Annotated in this window: 23 protein-coding genes; 21 read left to right on the forward strand and 2 right to left on the reverse strand. The window is 50.7% G+C overall.

What is annotated here, in order from left to right:
* The first annotated feature begins 62 nt into the window (after window positions 1–62).
* A complete protein-coding gene (locus tag AC0YNW_RS05095; protein ID WP_475830993.1) occupies window positions 63–1,154 on the forward strand; it encodes a DUF3626 domain-containing protein in 1,092 nt (363 codons plus the stop codon).
* A 127-nt stretch (window positions 1,155–1,281) separates the two neighbouring features.
* Entirely contained in the window at window positions 1,282–1,746 is a 465-nt protein-coding gene (locus AC0YNW_RS05100) for an acetyltransferase (protein ID WP_475830994.1), read from the forward strand.
* Window positions 1,747–1,761: 15 nt separating this feature from the next.
* Here the strand turns inward: AC0YNW_RS05100 and AC0YNW_RS05105 are convergent, their stop codons facing one another.
* On the reverse strand, window positions 1,762–1,962 hold the full coding sequence (locus tag AC0YNW_RS05105; protein WP_387475110.1) for a DUF6199 family natural product biosynthesis protein: 201 nt from the start codon (window positions 1,960–1,962) through the stop codon (window positions 1,762–1,764).
* A 216-nt stretch (window positions 1,963–2,178) separates the two neighbouring features.
* On the opposite strand from AC0YNW_RS05105, the gene AC0YNW_RS05110 reads away from it, so the two are divergent.
* The 6 genes from AC0YNW_RS05110 to AC0YNW_RS05135 all read left to right on the forward strand — a co-directional run bounded on the left by AC0YNW_RS05110 (window position 2,179) and on the right by AC0YNW_RS05135 (window position 6,865).
* On the forward strand, window positions 2,179–3,066 hold the full coding sequence (locus tag AC0YNW_RS05110) for an ABC transporter permease subunit (RefSeq protein WP_475830995.1): 888 nt from the start codon (window positions 2,179–2,181) through the stop codon (window positions 3,064–3,066).
* The gene (locus tag AC0YNW_RS05115; RefSeq protein WP_475830996.1) at window positions 3,063–3,980 is read left to right on the forward strand and encodes an ABC transporter permease; all 918 of its coding nucleotides are present in this window, start codon (window positions 3,063–3,065) and stop codon (window positions 3,978–3,980) included. The genes AC0YNW_RS05110 and AC0YNW_RS05115 overlap by 4 nt, the downstream gene beginning before the upstream one ends.
* Before the next feature lie 196 nt (window positions 3,981–4,176).
* Complete coding sequence (locus AC0YNW_RS05120) at window positions 4,177–5,115, forward strand: hypothetical protein (RefSeq protein ID WP_475830997.1); 939 nt, start codon at window positions 4,177–4,179, stop codon at window positions 5,113–5,115.
* A gap of 34 nt (window positions 5,116–5,149) precedes the next feature.
* Window positions 5,150–5,785, forward strand: a complete 636-nt coding sequence (locus tag AC0YNW_RS05125) for a hypothetical protein (RefSeq protein ID WP_475830998.1) — start codon at window positions 5,150–5,152, stop codon at window positions 5,783–5,785.
* A gap of 111 nt (window positions 5,786–5,896) precedes the next feature.
* Entirely contained in the window at window positions 5,897–6,352 is a 456-nt protein-coding gene (locus tag AC0YNW_RS05130) for a GNAT family N-acetyltransferase (RefSeq protein WP_475830999.1), read from the forward strand.
* Window positions 6,353–6,385: 33 nt separating this feature from the next.
* Window positions 6,386–6,865, forward strand: coding sequence for a 2-thiouracil desulfurase family protein (locus tag AC0YNW_RS05135; RefSeq protein ID WP_475831000.1), 480 nt, complete (start codon window positions 6,386–6,388; stop codon window positions 6,863–6,865).
* A gap of 73 nt (window positions 6,866–6,938) precedes the next feature.
* Here AC0YNW_RS05135 and AC0YNW_RS05140 read toward each other — a convergent pair whose 3' ends face one another.
* Window positions 6,939–8,012, reverse strand: a complete 1,074-nt coding sequence (locus AC0YNW_RS05140; RefSeq protein WP_475831001.1) for a copper resistance D family protein — start codon at window positions 8,010–8,012, stop codon at window positions 6,939–6,941.
* A 189-nt stretch (window positions 8,013–8,201) separates the two neighbouring features.
* Between AC0YNW_RS05140 and AC0YNW_RS05145 the strand changes: the two genes are divergently transcribed.
* The 13 genes from AC0YNW_RS05145 (at window position 8,202) to AC0YNW_RS05205 (ending at window position 23,198) form a co-directional block, all read left to right on the forward strand.
* A complete protein-coding gene (locus tag AC0YNW_RS05145; protein ID WP_475831002.1) occupies window positions 8,202–9,125 on the forward strand; it encodes a poly(ethylene terephthalate) hydrolase family protein in 924 nt (307 codons plus the stop codon).
* A gap of 46 nt (window positions 9,126–9,171) precedes the next feature.
* Window positions 9,172–10,062 carry a GNAT family N-acetyltransferase gene (locus AC0YNW_RS05150; RefSeq protein WP_475831003.1) on the forward strand — a complete coding sequence of 297 codons (891 nt, stop codon included), beginning with the start codon at window positions 9,172–9,174 and terminating at the stop codon, window positions 10,060–10,062.
* A 145-nt stretch (window positions 10,063–10,207) separates the two neighbouring features.
* Complete coding sequence (locus AC0YNW_RS05155; protein ID WP_475831004.1) at window positions 10,208–10,789, forward strand: hemerythrin domain-containing protein; 582 nt, start codon at window positions 10,208–10,210, stop codon at window positions 10,787–10,789.
* 122 nt (window positions 10,790–10,911) lie between these two features.
* A complete protein-coding gene (gene adhE, locus AC0YNW_RS05160) occupies window positions 10,912–13,518 on the forward strand; it encodes a bifunctional acetaldehyde-CoA/alcohol dehydrogenase (protein WP_475831005.1) in 2,607 nt (868 codons plus the stop codon).
* 75 nt (window positions 13,519–13,593) lie between these two features.
* Window positions 13,594–14,202 carry a molybdenum cofactor guanylyltransferase gene (gene mobA, locus AC0YNW_RS05165; protein WP_475831006.1) on the forward strand — a complete coding sequence of 203 codons (609 nt, stop codon included), beginning with the start codon at window positions 13,594–13,596 and terminating at the stop codon, window positions 14,200–14,202.
* 72 nt (window positions 14,203–14,274) lie between these two features.
* Window positions 14,275–16,545: a formate C-acetyltransferase gene (pflB, locus tag AC0YNW_RS05170; protein WP_475831007.1), complete on the forward strand. Its 2,271-nt coding sequence runs from the start codon at window positions 14,275–14,277 to the stop codon at window positions 16,543–16,545.
* A 38-nt stretch (window positions 16,546–16,583) separates the two neighbouring features.
* Entirely contained in the window at window positions 16,584–17,321 is a 738-nt protein-coding gene (gene pflA / locus AC0YNW_RS05175) for a pyruvate formate-lyase-activating protein (RefSeq protein WP_475831008.1), read from the forward strand.
* A gap of 175 nt (window positions 17,322–17,496) precedes the next feature.
* A complete protein-coding gene (locus AC0YNW_RS05180; protein WP_387475140.1) occupies window positions 17,497–18,207 on the forward strand; it encodes a Crp/Fnr family transcriptional regulator in 711 nt (236 codons plus the stop codon).
* 21 nt (window positions 18,208–18,228) lie between these two features.
* Entirely contained in the window at window positions 18,229–18,639 is a 411-nt protein-coding gene (ndk, locus tag AC0YNW_RS05185; protein WP_387475142.1) for a nucleoside-diphosphate kinase, read from the forward strand.
* Window positions 18,640–18,687: 48 nt separating this feature from the next.
* Window positions 18,688–18,879, forward strand: coding sequence for a hypothetical protein (locus AC0YNW_RS05190; RefSeq protein ID WP_387475144.1), 192 nt, complete (start codon window positions 18,688–18,690; stop codon window positions 18,877–18,879).
* A gap of 243 nt (window positions 18,880–19,122) precedes the next feature.
* Complete coding sequence (locus AC0YNW_RS05195) at window positions 19,123–21,093, forward strand: serine hydrolase domain-containing protein (protein WP_475831009.1); 1,971 nt, start codon at window positions 19,123–19,125, stop codon at window positions 21,091–21,093.
* A 60-nt stretch (window positions 21,094–21,153) separates the two neighbouring features.
* Window positions 21,154–21,828, forward strand: a complete 675-nt coding sequence (locus AC0YNW_RS05200; protein ID WP_475831010.1) for a response regulator transcription factor — start codon at window positions 21,154–21,156, stop codon at window positions 21,826–21,828.
* The gene (locus AC0YNW_RS05205; protein ID WP_475831011.1) at window positions 21,825–23,198 is read left to right on the forward strand and encodes a HAMP domain-containing sensor histidine kinase; all 1,374 of its coding nucleotides are present in this window, start codon (window positions 21,825–21,827) and stop codon (window positions 23,196–23,198) included. The genes AC0YNW_RS05200 and AC0YNW_RS05205 overlap by 4 nt, the downstream gene beginning before the upstream one ends.
* The last annotated feature ends 91 nt before the right edge of the window (window positions 23,199–23,289 follow it).

Here is a 23,289-nt window from a genome sequence, read left to right on the forward strand (position 1 = left end):
ATTGTGGTAATATGATTTAATCCATTTCATGGGTTAGCTCAGCAAGAATAGGAGAGACCAACATGTCCCATTGCTTAACGCCAGCGCAGCAGCTGGCAATCGATCATATTGCCGCATACGCGCAATCCCGCAAGGGCGAAGCGGAGTTGCTCATAAAAGAAGTTCTTGCGATGTCCAATATACCCGGCGAGACGCTGGAGCAAGCAGTGGCGAGTATAAATCAACATGCGCGTGTCGCCTTGCATTTTCATCCCGACCGGCTGAATCCGGCCATGAAGAGTATTGCGGAAGCGCTGCTGGAGGAAGGCGTCTATAAGAGTCAGTTCGAGACGCTTCTATCGAATGGGAGTGTATCCGCCTATCCTGGCGGCCAAAGGGACATATGGGAGGAGCGTCTGTTCGGAGGGGCTTACCAGACGGTGGGGACGACGAATGCTGATCGACCTAAGTATGGAGCGCTAAACCTGATGCTTCATCCCGACGGTCCAGCTCCCCGATTCGGCTCATGTTATTTTCTATTGCGGCCGAATGTTACCTGCCGCTGCACGTTCACGTATATGGATTCGCATCAGGAGCCGGAGGAGAAGGGGACTTGCGAACAATTCAATATGGTATTGGCCGCTTTGTTGAAGGATGCCTTTCATAACGAGTGTGCCTTGGGGGAGAGAGAATTGACACCTGGCAAGCTGGTGGAGCATCTGATTCACAAGCTTGGCCTTCCATTTATCGAACCGTCGAAGAGACCCGCCATGCGCAATTTGAATCACTATATTGAAGCGCAAGTACATGGGTCCGTTTTATTGAAAGAAGATGCGGAGGCGCTTGTCGCCGACCCATCCTTTAAGGGTACGAAGACGGGTGAGCTGCTGGAGCGCATATGCCGCCTATATGACATCAGGCTGTATTGGCACATGGGATTTTCACTGAAGGCTGCGGATGTACCCTCTAATTTCCGAGGACCGGCGATGCCGTCCTTGGCCCAAAGAATTGCGGTGAACGGAAGGGTCGATGCGCATGCCATCGGAGCGGCGGCAGCGGAGGTTGTTAGGCATCCCGATGCATGGAGCGATCGGGGTAGCGCCAAGGACATGCTGCAAGAGCTGAAATTGCTCTGGCATGTGCTGGTTCGATACGGCAGTCCCACTTCGTTTTAGTTTGTGCGTGTCGGTCATAACGTTCCGGATTGTGATTATAGCAACCAACTCCCGGCTCGATTCATAGATAAACGTTAACGACATTAACGACAATATAAATGTAATTGGTAAAAAGGGGACACACCATATGACTTATAAAATTGTAGCTTATCGAAGCAACATGCACGACCAGTTGGTCGACATCTGGCACCGGTCCGTCCGCGCGACGCATCATTTCCTGACGGAGGAAGATATTGCGTTCTTTTACACCATGGTAAGCGGAGGAGTCCTAGCCGCTGTGGAGATCTGGACGGTGGTTGATCAAGCCGGGAGTCCGCTAGGCTTTATCGGTCTTGACGACAAGAAGGTCGAGATGCTGTTTGTCGATCCTCAAAGCCATGGACAGGGAATTGGCAAGGCTCTGCTTACCCATGCCATTGAATTAAAGGGCACTGATTTGGAAGTTGATGTGAATGAACAGAATGAAGGCGCCCACGCGTTTTATATCAGATTCGGCTTCGAGCAGATCGGCCGCTCGCCGCTGGACGGTTCGGGAAAGCCTTATCCGCTGCTTCATCTGAAGCTGCGCACCCGCGAGGACAGCAATAGCTAGAATCTCGACAGCTTGTTAGACTATGCCGCCTATCAGAAAAATCGTGCCGACGATGATAAGAACAATACCGCCAGATCGGGTCATCATCAGATAGCCTTGACTAGGCTCCGAGTCGTCTTTCACCTTCCAGCTTTCATTGATATACCATGCAAAATCCGGTTTGACGAGATAAAGGATGCCAAATGCAATAAAGATCAAACCAATAAATACGTACATTTGATCAACTCCTTTATAGATAAATACACGCACAAGACAAGGATTAGGTCTAATATGTTCCTTTTTTTTGAGTGGACTATCCGCTAGAAAACCGTCTACAGTTGAGAAGCTTAGGCGGTTGTTATTTTCTGCAAAATTTTGGACTTATGAAAGAGTCAAGGTTACAGCTATAATAAATGCATCCAAATGATAGTAGAGAGAGAAGGGACATTTGCTATGCCGAAAACGGCACAGATGACGATTATTATTCCGGGCATAATCCTGTTCGTATGTCTATTCGCCATGATGCCAGTCGTGCTTCACTTCGGTTCCGGCGACGGCGGGCTGCAATTTTCATGGGGACAAGGCTTCCAGAGCTTCAAGGCATACGTTGCGGGTCTAGGAACAGGGGAATCATTCACCTATTATTCGGGCAAAAACGAACATCACTTCTGGGATCGCATCGGCAGCTATTTTCTTACTTCATTTTATTATGTGACGGCTGCAAGCATTCTGGGTTCATTGATCGGCATATTCGTCGGAATCTATTTTGCCGTCTCGAAGGCGGGGTGGGCGAAGAGCCTTGCCGATTTTGTCGGAGCGCTGCCTGATTTTGTAATCGTGCTGCTCTTGCAATTTATCATTGTGCTTATTGCCAAAGAAACCGGCGTTGTCTTGTTCGATGTAGCGACATTAAGTGCAGATGATCCGGCAGTCGTGCTTCCGCTTCTGGCGATGATTATTATTCCGGCAAATTATATGCTGCGCAATGTGGCCATGCAGATGAAGCTGACGCTAACGGAAGATTACATTAGCAATGCGAAAGCGAAGGGCTTGGGCAAGCTGTATATCATTTTTTATCACGGCCTGCCGAATGTGCTGCCTTATGTGAAGGGGGATCTGCATAAGCTAATGGGCATTGTGATGGGCAATCTGTTTATCGTGGAATACCTGTTCAACAATAAAGGCGTGTCGATGCTTATCTTCGCTCATGCCTTCGTTGGAGGAGAGTATCAATATGACATCGTCGTAAACGGATTGTTGTCATTCCTTCTCCTCTATGGGCTAGGCTACAGCTTATTGAGAGTCTGTTTATTTGCATTGGGGAAGGTGTTCGAGCGATGAACAAGACGTTGCTTGCAGGCTTGATCATTACTGGAATAATGATCTTCATCGGTCTCTTCGGTCCGCTTCTTGCTCCGCACGGGCTGGAGGATCAGCTAAAAATTGAATACATAGTGGGCGAGGATGGGGAAGGCATGGTCATTGCGCCTCCCGTTGCTCCAAGCGCAGAATACCCGCTGGGAACAGATAAGAACGGTTATGATCTCTTGACGAAGCTCTTGCATGGCGCCAAGTATACCATCTTCCTGGCGATTGGCATTGCAGTCGCACGGGTCGTCATTGGCGGATTAATGGGGTTGATGCTGGGCTATTACGGCAAGCAGGGCACGGAGAAAAAAGGCAATTCGTTCTGGAGTATGCTGAATGGGATTCCGATCTTTCTAATTGTATGGCTGATTATGATTGGCATCTCCATTAATCCGAATGCATCTTCATTTATGATGTCGATGCTGCTAGCGGTTGTACTGCTTGTCATCGGCGTGCCGTCTGTGGCTTCGACTATAAAGGAAAAGACAATGGTTATTCGCGAGAAGCAGTTCGTTCAGGCTTCCGAATCGCTTGGCGCGGGAGGCTGGAAAATTATTCGCTCCCACCTGCTCCCGCATCTGAAGGAAAGCTTCCTTATATTGATTGTGCAAGAGATCATACTTATTTTGACGTTGTTCGGACAGCTGGCAATCTTCCATATATTCGTTGGCGGTACAACAATGTATCCCGATCCGTTGGAATACTACAGCCGCACGAACGAATGGAGTGGGCTAATTGGCCAGAACCGAATGAACTTCTACGCTAATCAGTGGATCTTCTATGTGCCTCTGGCTGCTTATGTTGTATTGATCCTTGGGTTCCATCTGGTATCCCAAGGTCTTGAGAAGCGGTACGGCAAGATGTTCTCCAAGTTTTCTCATCTATAATCTGATCTGTGAAGGCTGGTGATCTATTGGATCATCAGCCTTTACGTATATATTCTCTATATTCGCAGGTTGCCGGACATCAGTTCGACAGCCTTTTTTATTTAAATGTGAAGGCTGCGAGATGCAACCTTTTATCCTCTCTTTGAGTTTATTGGTATAAGATGTAAGTGGAACGGGACGATGGGAGGCGTAGTAGTTGAGGCGTCAATGGATCATGGCTGTCATGTTAATCGGATTGTTGATATCCGGTTGTACTTATGGGCGTGAAGTATCGGTTACAAAAGAATCGCTGCTGGAGACGGAATCAACACGATTACGCGCACAGCTTGAACAGTTGCAAGCGGAGCTCCGTGCGTCCGAGAAGAATGCCGCGGCATGGAAGGCAAAGCTCGAAGCGAATCAAGCATCGCCCTCCGTAACGGAGCAATATCCGAAGCTGGCATTTTTGGCGAACCTTCCCGAAATGGAGAAAATCGAGATAAGAGATGAACTAGGCTCCGTTTTCATAACGGATTCCGATGTTCTATCTTCTGTGTCGCATTTATTTGCTGTGCAGTCAACGATACAACCAGGCAGCCCGCCAATGCCTGATGTCGAGCCGGTAGAGTTAGTGCTGACCACCGATCAGGGAGTTGTACGCGCACGAATCATCCAGCGCAACATCATTCAATTCGAGGAGATGTATCCCAACGAGTATTTTGTAGCAAGCTCAGACGTCTATCCATTAGCAAAAGCTTTTATGCACCGGCCGCAGTATGTCCCAGCCGAGCAATCAACGACCTTGAAGATGATCGACAGTGGGCTTATGAGAGTGGACGCAGATGTCTATCTCACCAATCCCGGCAGGATATTGGCTATGGCAAAGGCATTCTTTTACTTGGAAAATAAGGCTGTTGAAAAGCCTGTTGAAAAGCCTGTTGAAAAGCCTGTTGAAAAGCCTGTTGAAAAGCCTGTTGAAAAGCCTGTTGATCCGGCAATGCTCGAGATGGCATTCACGTTTTACTATTACGGCGAGGAAATTAAGCTTCATCTTTACCGGAACCACGCACAGCTTCTCGATGGGGAGCAGGAAACCTGGTTTGAACTGCAAGAAGGTGATTTGGAGTCCATGAAAAGCATTATAAATGCAGGCTGATGCAGAAATGAAGGAAAAGAGGTTAATGATGATAATGAAAAAGTTGCTCTACGGTTTTCTAATTATACTGCTCGCAGGATGCGCTGACCCTGAAACTGAAATCAATATTCCACATTCACCTACTCCATCCAATACAACAATATCTTTGGAATCGGCACTGCCAATGCCGAGCAGTCAGCCGGATCTGCCTGTTTTTACAGAAGCAGAGATGCTTCAATTCGAACTGCTGAGAGCGGATTGGACCAAGGAACAGATGGAGGCAGAAGTGTTGGAGAAGGAAGTGAATGAAATAGCCAGTACGACGGTCTATTCCGATGAAAACATATCGTATACTTACTTGGATTGGTTTAAAACGCTAACGCCAGCTGTCGTAGATGTTTTTGGGGATATATCTGGTCCGCGAGGTTTGCGGGTAGGTGATTCATTTGAGGAAGTGATGACATTATTCCCTCAGGATAAGGATTGGAAATCCGATCCCCTTGGCTTTTTTTATGGAGATGTTGACAATGAATATGAGCAATTAGAATATGCATTAACGGGATATGTGACGGAATATGAAGCTGGTAATGAAATAACGCTAGTTGTTGAAGGCGGTTTTCCGTTTTTGAGAGTATTTTTTGAGGATGACATCATGACTCATTATACGTTTTATTTGATATCAGCCCATTAGAAGAAATGAAATCTCCTGCCTGGCGTTAGAGGCATTAAGTGAATCGTTGTGGTACGATAGAGTTCGAAGTGAAATGAACGGAACAGCATGTGCAGCGAGAAGAAGGAGAGGATGTCGTTGAAATTTCGAAAAGCAGGGAAGGAAGATGTGCGGGAGATTGTTCGCCTCTTAGCCGATGATGAGCTGGGATCAAAGCGGGAGCGGTACGAAGACCCGCTGCCAGAGGTTTATTACGAGGCATTCGCAGATATGGAAGCGCAAGGCGGCAACCATATTTTGCTCGCAGTAGAAGGGGACGCAGTATTGGGCTGTCTCCAGCTTGTGATTATCCCTGGTTTAGGCAGACAAGGCATGAGACGAGCTATTATAGAGGCTGTTCGGGTTGACCGGGCTTATCGGGGACAAGGCATCGGACAAGCGATGATGAAGGAAGCGATTGAACGGGCAAGGCAAGAGAACTGCCAATTGGTACAGCTGACAACGGACAAGACGCGAAGCGACGCTCACCGGTTCTATGACCGGTTAGGCTTTGTGGCCAGCCACGAAGGCATGAAGCTGTTTTTGTAAGAGGAATCCGAGGCTGTCGAAAGGACATAAGTAATGAAACTATTAGTTAGCTCCTGCTTGGCAGGCATGAAGGTACGATACAACGGAACGGATGCGCTGGACGCTACGATCCAGACCTTGGTAACTGAGGGGACGGCGGTGACCGTCTGTCCTGAACTGCTTGGCGGCTTTGCGACTCCGAGGGAGCCGGCAGAGATTGAAGGCGGTCTTGGCGAGGATGTGTGGCAAGGAAACGCCAAGGTCATCGAGAAGTCGGGCCGAGACGTGACCGAGCTATATGTGAAGGGAGCGCTGGCGACGCTGGAGCTTGCCAAGCGGCATGGCGCGACACATGTTGTCCTGAAGGAAAGCAGCCCCTCCTGCGGCAGCTCCTTTATCTATGACGGGATGTTCCGCAACGTTAAGCAGCCGGGAGACGGCGTGACGACAGCGCTGTTAAGACGGGAAGGCTACACCGTTCTATCCGAGCATGAGCTGGCCGAATGGCTGACACAAGAAAACTTCCGCGCATAGCTGCGCGGAAGTTTTTTGCCGTTATGACCACTTGGATAGGGTGAAGCGACCACCATCAATACGATTTGTCCCCTTAATAGACAGCTAGCAGCAGACCTATGAACGGACAGAGAACCGCAACGGCAGCGAGCCAGATGAACGAACCGCGGCGGTTGTTTTTATAGCTCAGGATAAGCAAGCTTAATGCCGCGACTCCCACGGCGAGAAGGGCGAGAGAAGGAAGGCTCCAGTGCCAGCGCATAGACATCAGCGACACATCGCCGTGCAGCCAGGTGAACAGGAGGGAAGGTGCGGGATCTTCGAATTCACCTTCATGCGGAGGCTCTTGCATGCCCATGTACGCGGTTATAGCCAGAATAGCGACGGCGATAACAGTCTCTGCCCGCAGCCACCAGATCAGCTTACGCTCATTCGTGCCCTGATCCGTCACTTTCGATAGAAAGCCGTTCATAAAGGCGAGCAGCAGGAGCGGCAGAAAGACAAGGTGCTTGAGCAGAAGCGCTTCGCCATAATTGATTCCCCACGAACGAATATAGCCGTCCACCAAAATGTACATCATGGCGAATCCGGCAATGAGGATCAGAATCATGCTTCCGATAGCCATCGGCGTGTACCAACGGACGAAAGGCTTCCAGTTCAAAGCTCCTTTCGTATACCAGGCGACCAAAATCAAGACGCCCAACCAGACCGATACGGCTCCAACGTGTACAGATTGGTAGACAAAGCCCCAACTGGAGAAGCCGGCAGGGTGGCTGGCCCAGCCGTGAGCCAGCACAGTCAGCACCCACAACACGGCAAGCGGCCATTTGAAGTGATAAATCTTTTTCTGGAACAGCTGTGTGATGACATACATGCCCGTCCCGCCGATCAAGATCCAAATCCATGCGTTTCCGTACTTGTAATCTTTCAGCACAATAAGCAGCAGCTCGTAATAAGGCATGGTCTCTGCAAATTCACGCAAAATGAAGCTGGTACGCAAGATGGACATAAACGAGAAGACGGGAATCGCCAATAATCCATACTGAAACAGGTCGAACGGTACGATTAATTGCGGCTTGGAGCGATCCGGTATGAACAGGAGCAAGATATAGCCGCCAGTAACGGCGAAGGATAAGTAGAGCAGCGTCTCAAAAAAGTAGATATACACGTCATCAGCTCCGACGGAAGAATAAATGCCAGAACTAATCTTATCATATCGACTCTTAAATCAATATATGTTCATATAAAAGTTGTTTTTTTAGCCGAGTATTCTGTGATAAGCTGTTTATATCCATATTTATCTAACCAATTGTAACCGGATTTGAGAGAGTCATAAGATAGGGAGCTGGATGTGCAGATGCTGCAATTGAAAAAAATCGCAGGAAACAAATGGGTGCGAGGGACGTTAGGTTTTCTCTTGGTGTTAATCATCGCTTTTGCCGTGTTGCTATACTTTCTGGCGAACTCGGCCCCGGTATCCTATGCAGAGGGAACCGTTGAGGCCAAGTATGCGGCACCAGGCGAATATCTGGTAGATACGCTGGAGGTTAAGGATGCTCAAGGAGCGTTGCTGTACAAAATTTATTACCAGCCAAACTCGCAACAGGCACATCCCCTTATTGCATGGGGCAACGGGACAGGGGCGCTGCCTGCCAATTACGATGAGCTGTTCCGCCATTTAGCATCCTGGGGATTTGTAGTGATAGATACGTATAGTACAACGACCGGTACGGGTCATGAAATTGCCAATTCAATCAGATATATGCTAGCCCATAATGGCGATTCAGCAAGTCCTCTGTATAAGCGTATCGATCCGGATCAAATTGCGGTGGCAGGCCATTCTCAAGGCTCCACCGGCGTTATTAACGCTCATACCAATCATGATGTCGGGGTTGCTATACGTACCGTGGTCTCGATTGCATTGCCTGATTTAAAGTGGTGCGACCCGGAGGACATCTATGATACATCGGCACTGAAGGTTCCATTTTTCATTATGGGGGGAACCCGGGACTTTATCGTATCGCCGACCTCATCCAATAAGCTGGCGCTGGAGAACGCTAATCCAGACATACCGGTCATGATGGCTATGGCGAAAGGGGCGGCACATACCGCCATCGAGGGAGACGGCGGCAAACACAGAGGTTATTTGACAGCATGGATGAGGTATCAGCTTATGGATGACCGTGAAGCGATGGCCGCTTTTGCCGGGGATGAAGCGGAGATATTACGGAACAAAGACTGGAAGAGTGCACAATCTACAGGACTAGAAGATAGATCATAACCTGAGTAAGCATGACAATTGCAGATGAAAGAGTTGAAGGATTGAGATGAGCCAATATCTATGGATCGAAAATGTGAAAGAGAACGAAACCTACCGAGAGAGCTTTTTTGAGCTGGCCAAGCTTGTGTTCGAATTGGACTTCCGTGCTTGGTATGATAACGGAGGCTGGAATGACCAGTATGTGTGCTATTCTTATGCAGACCAAGGCAAAGTCATCGCCAACGCTTCTATTAACAAGATGACCCTGGTATCGGATGGCAGGATATATCAAGCCATTCAAATCGGCACCGTGATGACGCATCCTGATTATCGCAATCAGGGCTTATCTGGCAAGCTGATGCAACGGATCTTAGACATCTATGAGAACAAATGCGACTTCATCTATCTATTCGCCAATGATACCGTACATGATTTTTATCCCAAATTCGGCTTTCAACGTGTGGCGGAGAGCAGCTTCTCGCTACAGGTAACGTCGCTTGGGCAGTTGCAGGCACCTTCAGGTCCGATTCGCCGGCTGGATCTCCAACATGCGGAGGATCAAGAGCTGCTTCAATCCATGGCAGCGAGCAGAGTGCCTGTCTCGAATAAGCTTGGCGTCATAAGGGATGAGCACTTGCTTACGTTTTACAGCACGTTAGCTTTCCCTGACGACTTCTATTACTTTGAAAAGCTAGAGGCGATCGTTCTTTTCAAGCATGAGGAAAGTGAGCTCCATCTATTCGATATAGTTAGCAGAACCAGCATCGATATCGAGTCTATAGTAGCAAGCTTGATTAATGAGGAGACGAAAATCGTCCATTTTCATTTCACGCCTGATGTGGAATGGAAGGAGCTTCGGGTTGAACCTCTGGATGGAGAGGACGACGCGTTATTCGTCAAGCCTGGGTTGCCTTGGCCTTCGAATCCATTCTTATTCCCGGTCACCTCGCATGCTTAACATTGTGTTAGCCAAGAAAGCTTCCGCTTAAGCGAAAGCTTTCTTTTTTTGTCCCGCAATGGTGATATATCTCACAGCACCGCCGCCGCGAAGCCTCTATACTACAAGGGACAATGAGCTGATTGAACTATAACTGGAGGTGGAGATGATGTTCCATACCCCGTCTAAAACAGTGAAATTGGACCCCAACGATTCTGCAAGGCCAAGCGCATTCATGCAGCTGGCCATTCGACTTCAGACGGAGCATGAGCAATTAAAGGCAAGCTGTGTCTCGCTGGGCGAGCTCAGCGCAAGGACGGCAGCCAGCAACGGCGATTACGGCACGCTGCAGATGTTGAAGGAGCTTCGGGCGCACGCGGAAGAGCTGCTGCAAGTATTGGAGCGCCATGCGAAGTGGGAAGACGAGGAGCTGTTCCCTGTATTCTCCCGTTACTACAAGCAGAAGGACGAACCAACCATCTTGCCGTCCTTGTGGGTACTGGAGAAGGATCATGAGCTGGCGCTGCAATTTTTTGATTCATTCCTGCAAACGAGCCGCACGTTGATCGGTATGCTGATGTTGGATAAGGGCCGCCCGGACTTGACGCTGATGAAGATGTTGAAGGACGGCTGTGACCAGTTGACGCAAGGCTGCTTGATCCTGACCGGACACTTCGAAATGGAGGAAGAGCTAATCTTCCCGCTGGCAGAGGAAATATTGACGGACCTGGACTATTTATTTTCATAAAAAATATTAAAATTTCCATTTAATTGTGATTTATGTCACCGTCTTCTAAGCGGCATTCCGTTAAGATGAGGTCAACAAGGAGATAGAGAAACTAAACGGAGATCTCCAAGGAGGAGGAACCTATGGCGGTAAAAGCAAGCCAATTAGAAGTTCAGAGTTCAGTTCTTGAGGAAGTGGGCCAACTGGTCGAACGCGCAAGAGCTGCACAGGAAGCCTATCTGTCCATGTCACAGGAGCAAATTGACCGTATCGTTCAAGCGATGGCGCTGGCTGGTCTCGATCAGCACATGCCGCTGGCCAAGATGGCGGTGGAGGAGACGGGCCGCGGCGTCTATGAAGACAAAATGACCAAAAACATCTTTGCGACGGAATACATCTACCATAACATCAAGTCCGCCAAGACCGTTGGCGTCATCGAAGAGAACGCTTATGAGAATTACCGGATGGTTGCGGAGCCAGTAGGCATTATCGCTGGCGTAACTCCGGTGACGAATCCGACATCGACGACGATGTTCAAGGCACTGATTGCTACGAAGACGCGTAATCCGATTATCTTTGCCTTCCATCCTTCCGCACAGAATAGCAGTGCAGCCGCAGCCCAGACGCTATTGAAAGCAGCCGTGGCAAGCGGCGCGCCTGCTCACTGTATCCAGTGGATCGCGACTCCTTCCGTGGAAGCGACACAGCAGCTGATGAATCACCCTGATGTTGCCCTTGTGCTTGCAACCGGGGGATCGGCGATGGTGAAGTCCGCGTACAGCACAGGCAAGCCGGCGCTTGGCGTAGGACCGGGCAACGTACCGTGCTTTATTGAACAATCGGCGGATCTGAGGCAAGCTGTTACCGACCTGATTCTGTCCAAGACGTTCGACAACGGCATGATCTGCGCATCCGAGCAAGCTGTCATCATTGAAGAGCCTGTCTACGATCAAGTCCGCAAGCTGATGAAGGACAATGGCTGTTACTTCCTGAACAAGGCCGAGACGGAAGCGGTCTCGAAGCTCGTCATTAACAGTGAGAAGTGCGCCGTCAACGGCGTCATCGTGGGCCAGCCGGCAGTCAAGATTGCCGATATGGCGGGTATCGAAGTGCCGCAAGGGACGAAGATATTGGTTGCCGAGCTTGGAGGCGTAGGAACGGCGTTCCCGCTGTCTGCCGAGAAGCTAAGTCCGGTGCTGGCCTGCTACAAAGTGAAGACGGCGGCGCAAGGCATTGAGCGTGCGGCGGAAGTGGTCGCTTTCGGCGGCCTGGGCCATTCCTCGGTCATTCATTCGCAGAATGACGAGGTGATTCAAGCCTTTGCAGACCGCCTGAAGACGGGCCGGGTCATTGTGAACTCGCCTTCGACGCATGGCGCGATCGGCGATCTGTACAATACGAATCTGCCGTCGCTGACACTTGGCTGCGGCTCGTACGGACATAACTCCACCACATCGAACGTAACGGCCGTGAACCTGCTCAATATTAAGCGCGTGGCCTATCGTACAGTCAATATGCAATGGTTCAAGATTCCGCCGAAAATCTATTTCGAGAAGGGCGCTACCCAATACCTGGAGAAGATGCCGGGCATCTCGCGCGTGCTCGTCGTCACCGATGAGATGATGGTGAAGCTGGGTTATGTCGAGAAGCTGGAGTATTACTTGAGAAAGCGGGCAACCCCGGTATCAATTGAAGTGTTCGCGGATGTCGAGCCCGATCCGTCGGTTGAGACGGTTGAGCGCGGGACGCGGCTGATGGACGGCTTCAAGCCGGACTGCATTATCGCGCTTGGCGGCGGTTCGCCGATGGATGCGGCGAAAGCAATGTGGCTCTTCTATGAATACCCGGAGACCGACTTCCACTCGCTCAAGCAGAAGTTTCTGGATATTCGCAAACGCGTCTATAAGTATCCGAGACTTGGAGAGAAGGCTCAGTTTGTTGCGATTCCTACCACATCGGGTACCGGTTCGGAGGTCACTTCGTTCGCAGTCATTACCGATAAGCAGGAAGGCCACACCAAGTACCCGCTCGCGGATTATGAGCTGACGCCGGATGTCGCCATTATTGATCCTGAATTTGTCTACAGCTTGCCGAAGACGGCTGTTGCGGATACCGGCATGGACGTCCTGACCCACGCGATTGAATCGTATGTATCGGTGATGGCGAGTGATTATACAGACGGGCTTGCGCTTCATGCCATCAAGCTTGTATTCCAGAACCTGGAGAAATCGTATCATACAGCCGATCCGCTGGCCCGCGAGAAGATGCACAATGCTTCGACGATTGCCGGCATGGCCTTCGCGAATGCCTTCCTGGGCATTAACCACAGCCTTGCGCATAAGTGGGGCGGCGAATACCATACGGCGCATGGACGGACGAATGCGATCCTGATGCCGCATGTCATCCGCTACAATGCGCAGAAGCCGACGAAGTTCGCTTCGTTCCCGAAATATAGCCACTTCGTCGCTGACGAGCGTTATGCAGAGATCGCCCGCATGCTGGGCTTGCCTGCCCGCACGACAGCGGAAGGCGTGAACAGCCTGATCGAAGCGATTCGCAAGCTGAACCAAGCGCTTGGCATTCCGGAGAAATTCCAGGAGCTTGGCGTAGACCCGGCAGACTTCGAGGCGAAGGTCGATTATTTGGCAGACCGGGCGTTCGAGGACCAGTGTACAACTGCGAACCCGAGAATGCCGCTGGTGAAGGAACTTGCGGACGTGTACCGCAACGCATTCTACGGCAACTTCTAAGAGAACAGGGAGAGCTGCCGATCGCTTTAGGATCGGCAGCTCCTTTTTCATCAACTTCAGATGGGAGGAGCAATTATGATGATGTCAGGCGTAATTTTGGCGGGCGGCAATCACCCCCGCATGAACGGTCGCAACCGGGCTTTCCTGGAGGTGGACGGGGAAATTATGCTTCATCGGCAAATCCGCGAGATGCAAACCTGCTGCAGCGAGATCACGATTGTGACCAACGATCCGCAGCCGCTTCTTCGCATTGTTGACCGGGATATCCGCATCATAACCGATTACTTCATCGGTCACGGACTGCTGAGCGGCATGCATGCCGGTCTTGCGCTTGCAAGACACCGTCATGTGTGGCTGCTCGGCTGTCATATGCCTTTTCCATCCGCTGACGCCGCCAAGCTGCTCTTGACGCAATTGCAGGAAGGGCTGGACGCTGTTATTCCATGGGTGAAGGGCAAAGCCTATCCGCTGCATGGCGTCTATGACCGGTCCAGCGCCGAGCCGATTGAGAAGCTGCTGAAGGGCGGTTATTCCAGCAAGTCCGCATTACTCAATCAAATCAAGTGGCAGAGGGGCAGTGAGTGGTTCTTCCAAGAGAACGGCATTCAGAGCGGATTCGTTCAATCCATTCAGACGGAGGAAGATTATGAACGAATCGTGCGCACCACGATGAAATCGTGTTAGCCTGCTGTGAGCAATGTCATAGAGAAGCGTGTGAGAACATCGTAAGATTACCTTATAACGGAGGTGTTTCATATGGCAATGACAGAGAAGCAAATTACGGACCGGTCCGGCACACCTGAAGCCTGGCGCGGATTCATGGCAGGAAGCTGGCAGAAGGGAGTTGACGTTCCGTCCTTCATCGAACGCAACCTTACGTCCTATGAAGGTGACGAGAGCTTCCTTGCAGGTCCGACGGAGAACACGGAATTGTTATGGAGACAGGTGAGCCAGCTGCTCAAGGAAGAGCGCGAGCGAGGCGGCGTCCATGATATCGACGTCAATACGGTATCGTCTATTACGTCGCATGCGCCGGGCTATATTGATCAGTCCAAGGAGAAAATTGTCGGCTTGCAGACGGATGCTCCTTTGAAGAGAGCGGTGCAGCCGTTCGGCGGCATCCGAATGGCGGCAGATGCTTGCGACGCGTACGGCTACAAGCTGGCGCCTGAGCTGGAGGATCTGTTCACGACCATTCGCAAAACGCATAACCAAGGCGTATTCGACGCTTATACAACAGAGATGCGCGCCGCACGGAGAGCGGGCATCATTACAGGCTTGCCTGACGCATATGGGCGCGGACGGATTATCGGCGATTATCGCCGGGTTGCCCTGTACGGCGTGGACCGGCTGATTGCCTCGAAGAAGGAGGAGCTGCTCCAGCTGGAAGTGGACGCCATGACGGAAGAAGTTATTCTGCTTCGGGAAGAGCTCTCCGAGCAAATCCGCAGCTTGGCGGAGCTGAAGAAGATGGCTGCCACATACGGCTATGATATTTCCGTACCGGCAGAGAACGCGAAGGAAGCGGTGCAGTGGTTGTATTTCGCTTATCTGGCTGCGATCAAGGAGCAGAACGGCGCGGCGATGAGCCTCGGCCGGGTGTCCAGCTTCCTCGATATCTATATCGACCGTGATCTGAGAGAAGGCGCGTTGACAGAAAGCGAAGCCCAAGAGCTGGTCGATCACTTCGTCATGAAGCTGCGGATTGTGAAGTTCCTGCGCACACCGGATTACAATGAACTATTCAGCGGCGATCCGACCTGGGTTACCGAAGCTCTGGGTGGCATGGGACTAAACGGCAAGACGCGCGTCACGCGAAACTCATACCGCTTCCTGCATACGCTCTATAATCTCGGACCTGCCCCGGAGCCGAACTTGACCGTGCTTTGGTCGACGCAGCTGCCGAAGGCGTTCAAGCGCTATTGCGCCCGCGTGTCGGCAGAGACTAGCTCCATCCAATACGAGAACGATGATCTGATGCGTCCGCACTTTGGAGATGACTATGGCATTGCTTGCTGTGTATCGGCCATGCGGATCGGGAAGCAGATGCAGTTCTTCGGCGCACGCGCCAATCTGGCGAAAGCTCTGCTCTACGCCGTTAACGGCGGAGTAGACGAGAAGCTGGGCGGGCAGATCGGACCTGCCATTGCGCCGATTACGTCGGATGTGCTGGATTATGAAGAGGTGAAAGCGAAGTTCGATATTGTGCAGGACTGGCTGGCAAGGCTGTACATGAACACGCTGAACGTCATACACTATATGCATGACAAGTACTGCTACGAGCGGATCGAGATGGCGCTGCATGATCGGGATATCGTACGTACGATGGCTTGCGGCATTGCCGGTCTATCGGTTGTGGCGGATAGCTTAAGCGCCATTAAATACGCGAAGGTGCGTCCGATTCGCAACGAGCAGGGCATTGCGGTAGACTTCGAGATTGAAGGCGACTTCCCGCAATACGGCAACAACGACGACCGCGTAGACGATATTGCAGTCGGACTTGCAGAAGGCTTCATGAACAGACTACGCAAGCATAAGACTTATCGCGGTGCGATTCCGACGATGTCGGTGCTTACGATCACTTCGAACGTGGTATATGGGAAGAAGACTGGCAGCACGCCTGACGGCCGCAAAGCCGGCGAGCCGTTTGCACCGGGGGCGAATCCGATGCATGGCCGTGATCGTAAAGGAGCTCTCGCATCCCTCGCATCTGTCGCGAAGATTCCGTATGCGCACAGCCTGGACGGAATATCCAACACATTCTCGATTATTCCGAAGGCGCTGGGCAAGGCCGATGAAGAGCGCGTCTCCAATCTGGCAGCCTTGCTCGATGGCTACTCCTTAAGCGGCGGTCATCATCTGAACGTGAACGTCTTCAACCGTGAGCAATTGCTGGATGCCATGGAGCATCCGGAGCAATATCCGCAGCTGACCATCCGTGTATCGGGGTATGCCGTCAACTTCATCAGGCTGACCAGAGAACAGCAGCTGGATGTCATCAACCGTACATTCCACGGCGAGGTATAAAGAGGTGTGAACGTCATCATGAGAGGAGCGTGACCCGCATGAAAGGCCGGATTCATTCCATCGAAACGTTCGGTACCGTGGACGGACCAGGCATTCGCTTTGTCTTGTTCATGCAGGGCTGCGCGTTGCAGTGCCGGTTCTGTCATAATCCCGACACCTGGGATACTTCCATCGGACGGCAAGTAACGGTAGACGACATCTTGGAGGAGCTTGAGCCTTACTTGCCTTATTACCGGGCATCAGGCGGGGGCATTACGGTGACAGGAGGGGAGCCTACGCTGCAGGCCCCCTTCGTCACGCAGTTGTTCAAGGCATGCAAGGAGAAGTACGGTCTGCACACCGCGCTAGACAGCTCCGGCTTTTGCGAGCCGAGCCATGCGGCAGAGCTGATGCGTTATACAGATCTGGTCTTGCTCGATCTGAAGCAGATGAACAGAACGAAACACGAGTGGCTGACAACGCAGCCCAATGACCGGATCATTGCTTTTGCGCAGTGGCTGTCGGTTCGGAGGCAGCCGATGTGGATCAGGCATGTGCTGATCCCCGGCGTGACGGATCATGCAGCAGTTTTGCAGGCGCTAGGCGAATTTGTCGGCAAGCTGTCAACGGTCGAGAAGCTGGAGCTGCTGCCTTATCACCGGATGGGCGTATACAAGTGGCAGCAGCTTGGCCGTGAATATACGCTGGATGATGTACAGACTCCGACGGAGTGGGAGGTCACCCGCGCCAAAGGGATCATCGAGGACGCCAGGGAGCGAAGCTCTTTGCTCGCATAAGGCAACCAGGGAAATTACGGATGCCGCTTCTTCCTTTACCTGATCATCACAGCGGTATCCCTTCCAAGATATAGGGGGTAATTCCCCCGAAAGATCAGTGAAACCCCCGATGTACCCCTGACCCCTCTGAAGGTATGATAAGAATATAAGAACCGCTCGGAGGGAGAGGAACGAAATGGGTATGAAGGTGAGGCAACCGGAAGGACTTGCGCCCCTGCTGTCGCAAGAGAGCTTCGAGAAGCTGCAAGGCATCATGTATGTCAGGCACTTCGAGAAGGGCAGCTGCTTATTCTGGGAGGGCGACGCGGCCAATCATCTCTATTACATTATGGAGGGACGTGTCCGCACCACGAAGTCGGCAGACAATGGCCGGACATTAACTCTATATCTTCATCAAGAGGGCGATTTGATTGGACAGATGGACCCGTTTCTAGATTCGGTGCATAACTTCAGCGCAGAGGTTACGGAGGATGTCAAGGTTGGCGTCATTCAGCGAAAGGACCTTGAGGTGCTGCTGTGGCAGAACAGCGATTTGGCCATTGAGTTTATGAAGTGGATGGGTCTTATGCACAGGCTGACCCAGACGAAATTCCGCGATCTCATTATGTTCGGCAAAACCGGAGCGTTATGCTCGTTGCTTATAAGACTTAGCAATTCGTATGGCAAGGAGATCGAAGACGGCATCTTTATCGATCTGAAAATCAACAATACGGAGCTGGCCGATATGATCGGCGCGACGCGTGAGAGTGTCAACCGGATGCTCAGCGAGCTGAAGAGAGATGGCGTAATTTACAATCAAAGCGGCCATATGGTCATTAAGGATATCGCCTATTTGCGGGAAGTATGCCATTGCGAGAACTGCCCGAAGCAAGTTTGCCGCATGTAGGGCACCAAGGAGGATACGACGATGAGCGAAAAAGCATTTGTGATGATCAAACCAGACGGCGTAGAACGAGGACTAATCGGTGAAATCGTCAATCGATTTGAGAAAAAAGGACTGAAGCTCATAAGAGCCGAGCTGAAGTCTGTCGATAGAGCAGTAGCAGAGGCGCATTACGGTCATCTGCGGCATAAGCCGTTTTTTGAAGAACTGGTGGAGTATATTACTTCCGGACCTGTATTCGCGATGATTATTGAAGGAGTGGGCGCCGTTCAAAACTCTCGCTCCCTAATCGGTCCGACGAACCCGGCGGAAGCTCCTCCAGGCACGATCCGCGGCGACTTCGGTCTCGATGTTGCAGCCAACGTCATTCACGGCTCCGACTCGGTGGATAATGCCAAAGTGGAAATCGAAAGATTTTTCAGCAAGTTCGACTAAAGTGTGTGTCTTCATTAAGAGCGTCATACTAGCGGGAGGTCATGCGATATGGCAACGAACATTAAGCTTAACGTTGTGACGGAGAATATGATCAAATACTGCTACACTTGCCCCGAAGCGCATAAGTGCGATACGGAAGAGAAATGCATCGCGTGTTGGGAAGAGAAAGGCATCATCACAAAAGAAGACCTGGAGGAAACGGTCACGACAGAGAAGCTGCTGAAGCAGTATGCGGAATAGCTATTCCGCATCGTAGACTGGTTGAACGGGATTCATATCAGCAAGCCCATAAGGACATGTCCCCGAAGTCATTTGACGAACAGGGATATGTTCTTTTTGTTGTTCTTCGGATCAGGCTGAGAACAGCTGCCTAAGGAGCAAGCCGTTCTTGACTGTTCACTCTCCATTCATATTTCTGTGATAAGCTCCCTACTGAGAGTCGGAGCTCCGTATCACCATTTATAGAAAGCTGGAGGGTTACTCATGTCTGCATCCAAGTTTAAGTTATCAATAAAAGGGATTGTATTCGTGTTGTTGTTCGTTTTGGCAGGAGCGAATATAGGAGGCCTATATACGACTGCGTCAGCTAAGGCATCAACCTCGATACAGCCAGTCGTGGAGTCAATTGACAGCTTGCCTGATCTGAATGACACAGCTGAGCTGGAAGCCTTCATCGATGGCATCATGGAGATTCAGATGGCCGACATGAATATTCCAGGCGCGGTAATCTCAATCGTTAAGGATGGAAGAAGCTTGCTTGCGAAAGGGTATGGCTATTCCAATATGGATGAAGGCAAGCCGGTCGATCCCGAGAAGAGTTTGTTTCGGATCGCGTCTACGACGAAGCTATTCACCTGGACAGCCGTCATGCAATTAGTCGAACAGGGAAAGATCGATCTTGATACGGACGTCAATACTTACTTAAAAGAGGTGAAGATACCGGCAACCTATAAAGAGCCGATTACGATGCGGCATCTGATGACCCATAATGCAGGGTTTGAGGATGGAGGCGTCGGTTATCAAATTACGACTGACCCTGAGAAGCTGCCGGTATCCATAACGGAGACGCTGGTCAAGCATAGGCCAGCACGCGTCATGCCGCCAGGAGAGATGATTGCCTATTCCAATTACGGCACGGCGCTCGCAGGTTTAATCGTGGAAGATGTTAGCGGGCTTGCCTACAACGATTATATACAGAAAAATATTTTCGATCGGCTAGGTATGAAATATGCAACGGTTCAAGAGCCAGTCCCTGCCGAATTGGCGCCTTATGCAGCCCTCGGGTATGCGCGCGAGAATGGCCGGTATGTGACTAAGCCGCTTACCTTCGAAGGAGGCTTCCGTCCTGCGGGTTCAGGCTCGGTCTCGGCGATGGATATGTCGCGATTCATGATTGCCCATCTCCAGAGAGGACGATATGAGGATGCGAAGCTTCTTGAACCGGAAACGACCAGCCTCATGCATTCGCCTGCCTTTCAGTTCGATGAACGGCTGCCCGGCATGAACCTTGGCTTTTACGAGCTGAGATTGAACGGTCAACGCATTATCTCACATGGTGGCGCCGACCCGTTGTTCAACACGGAGCTGTACCTTGTACCCGATAAAGGGATCGGCATCTTTGTGTCCTATAGCGGCGGAGAGGGAGGAGCGGCTGCTAGCGCATTATCGATAGCTTTCTTCAATCGGTACTTCCCGATCCAGGAGAGCGAGCTGCCGCCAGTGGCTGTGGAGCTTGAACAGGACTTGGAGAAGTACGCGGGCTCGTATCAGTTTTTGCGCCGAAATCACTCCGATATCGATAAGTTTTACAGTTTTTTGGCACAGATTAGTATTGATGTTGCCGATAACCGCTTAGTAATTGGCAGCGGAGCGGAGCAACAGCTCTTTGCTCCTATAGGACCGAATCTATTCCAGGCGGTTGGGGGGACGAATCAAATCGGGTTCCGTACGGATGATTCAGGAAACGTTACTCATTTCCTCATGGATTTTCTGTCATCCGAACCGCTTGAACGTACATCGCTTATTAATCGTACGATGTTCTGGCTGCCCTTGTTAGTCTTGTCTTTCCTTGTGTTCGTCACGATCCTGCTGGGATTCATCTACCGGATTCGCGCCAATCAAGCGATGCCGAAGCCAGAGAGATGGACAGAGCGGCTAGCGGCATTCACCTCAGCTTGGGCGCTAATGACTTGTGCGGCAACTTTTGTTATCGTATTGAATATGGATTTGGTGGATCGGCTCAGCCGAATCACGACAGCCTTGCAGGTGTACTTGTTCATGCCGATCTTGCTTGTCGTGCTGGCAGTAGCAATGGTACTGGCTGCGGTATGGGCATGGAAAAAGAAATATTGGACGTTACTAAAGCGAGTCCATTACACGCTTGCGGCACTAGCGGCTATTCTGCTCAGCTTGTTCTTCTATCATTGGAACCTGCTCGGCTGGCAGTTTGGTTAACACAAAGGATTCCCTTTCGCTTGAGGGGAGCCAGAAGCTATATTGGAGGCTTGAAAGCAGATGACCAACATTCTGATTGCGGATGACGATGCGCATATTCGCGAATTGCTCGCCTTATTTTTGAAAGCGGAAGGGTACGAGATTGTAGAAGCAAGAGACGGTGCGGAAGCGCTGGAGATCGTAGAGAATACTCATCTGGACATGGTCATTCTAGATATTATGATGCCGCATATTAATGGATGGGATTTATGCAAGGAGATCCGCCGCTATAATGCGAATATTCCGTTATTGATGGTTACAGCTAAGGGAGAGTCCGGTCAGAAGGTGAAGGGCTTCCAGCTCGGGACGGATGATTATGTGACGAAGCCGTTTGATCCGCTGGAGCTTGTGATGAGAGTGAAAGCCTTGTTGAAACGGTACAGAATCGAATCCTCACAGAGCGTTCAGCTAGGGGACTTGCTGCTCGATCGCCGAAGCTATCAAGTGATGCGGGGAGAGGAGAGAATCAGTCTTCCGCTGAAGGAATTTGAACTATTGTTCAAGCTGGCTAATCACCCAGGACAAATCTTCACCCGCGAGCAGCTGATCGCTCAGATCTGGGGGAAAGACTATGAAGGCGATGATCGAACCGTAGACGTGCATATTAAGAGGCTGAGAGAGAAGTTTTCCGATGGAAAACAGTCCTTTCAGATTGAGACCGCCCGCAGCCTCGGATACCGGTTAGTTCTCTCATGATCAAAACGCTGTATGTGCGCATTATGGCTACGTTTCTTGCCATTATTTTGTTCAGCTTGCTGTCTTCCTTCCTAATCGGCTATTACTTCTTTAAGCAAGAAATTCATTCGACGGGACAAAATGATATGATTGCGGTTGGAGAGGAATTGATGCTTCTCTATGAACAAACGAAGCCGGGTGATCTGGATTCATTCATCCAGCGTATGGTGAACCTGTCAGCTCATCCTATTCAACTTCATAGTCAGTCGGGCGCTGTGAAGTACTATAGCATTGCCGATACCGAACATGTCAGGGTTGAGCCGGACGCGATAAACGATGTGCTGCAAGGGAATGTGTACCGCTCGCCAGGCAATGGGGAGCCGACCTATATTGGACTTCCTTTCTTGATAGAGGGCAAGCCGCATGCCATGTTTATGCAATTTTCCTCACAGAATGAAGATGTCATGAATCGGATGATGCTGCTCATCTTGCTAGTTGGCTTATTCATAGGAAGTGTCTGTATGGTGCTGGCTGCCCGGTATTTGGTGAAGCAGCTGCAAGCGTTGACTCATGCGACCAAGCGGCTGGCAAAGGGCGATTTTGATGTTACAGTCAAAGCGGCAGGCGGGGATGAGATGGGGGCATTGACTCATCATTTTAATGTGATGGCGAAGGAGCTTAAGCAATTGGAGCAAATGAGGCAGGACTTTGTCTCGAATGTGTCGCATGAGATTCAGACACCGTTAACTTCCATCAGCGGCTTTGCCACGGCTTTGAAGCAGAGCAGTCTTGTAGCTGAGGGGGATCGCAACCATTATCTTGATATTATTATTGCTGAGAGCGGGCGGCTGTCCAAGCTTAGTGACAATCTGTTGAAGCTGGCATCGCTGGATTCCGAGCATCACCCGTTCGAAGCGACCCGCTATCATTTGGATGAACAAATACGCGAGGTTGTTGTGACCTGCGAGCCCCAATGGTCAGCCAAAAAGATATTGATCGATCTGGATTGGGAGGGTACATTCCCCATCATGGCAGATCGGGATCAGCTCAATCAGGTTTGGATGAATGTGCTCGGCAATAGCATTAAATTTACACCTGAAGGCGGTCATATCGTAATAAGCTTGTCGTACTCTGATGATGAAATCATAATCACGATTGCCGATTCCGGAATTGGCATTGCGCCGGAGCAGCTCGATAAAGTATTCGAGCGCTTCTACAAATCGGATCAATCGCGTAATCGCAGTATCGGCGGAAGCGGGCTTGGACTTGCGATCGCCAAAAAGATTGTGACGCTCCACCATGGCAGAATCGCTGCAGCGAGCAAAGCGGACAAAGGTACGGCGATAACGGTCCATATGCCTGTACGTCAAGACGATGATCCAATCATATAGTTGGTTCCAGCACAAGTGATTGAATAAAGTGAAGAAACCGTTCCTTTTGTAATGGGTGGGTCGAACCTCCATTTAAACGAAGGAACGGTTT

Source organism: Paenibacillus sp. J31R120, assembly GCF_056269225.1.